A 380-nucleotide genomic window follows, 5' to 3' on the forward strand; every position below is an offset into this window, starting at 1 on the left:
ATTATTGCCATGGCGTTGTCGGCGGGCTTTTTGTCCGGCTGCGGCGGCAGCGATGGCAAGACTGCCGGCCAGGACAGCAGCCTGAAGGCCGGCGTCGGCAGCAGCACCATCACGCCGGGCCGTTATACGCTGGCCAGCGTATCGAGCGGGCTGTGCCTGGGCATTGCCGGCGGCAGCACCGCGGACGGCGCCAAACTGCAGCAAGTCACCTGCGACAGCTCGGCCGCACAGCGTTTCGACGTGCAGCCGACCGACGACGGCAGCAGCTACAGCATCATCAACGTCAATAGCGGCAAGGGACTCGACGTCGAAGGCATTTCGGCCCTGAACGGCGCGCTGCTGCAGCAATGGAGTTACGGCGCTAACGCCAACCAGCGTTT

At 65.0% G+C, this 380-nt stretch carries 1 protein-coding gene (cut by a window edge); it reads left to right on the plus strand.

The window, feature by feature from the left end; translation table 11 throughout:
- Window positions 1-9: 9 nt before the first annotated feature.
- A protein-coding gene (locus tag GJA_RS25440) for an RICIN domain-containing protein (protein WP_051781321.1) crosses the window boundary here: on the plus strand, window positions 10-380 show its 5' portion. 16 nt of this gene lie beyond the right edge of the window; the window shows 371 of its 387 coding nt (coding positions 1-371); it begins with the start codon at window positions 10-12; its stop codon lies off the right edge, out of view.

Origin of the sequence: Janthinobacterium agaricidamnosum NBRC 102515 = DSM 9628 (genome assembly GCF_000723165.1) — a bacterium.
In the GTDB taxonomy this organism is placed as follows: domain Bacteria; phylum Pseudomonadota; class Gammaproteobacteria; order Burkholderiales; family Burkholderiaceae_D; genus Janthinobacterium; species Janthinobacterium agaricidamnosum.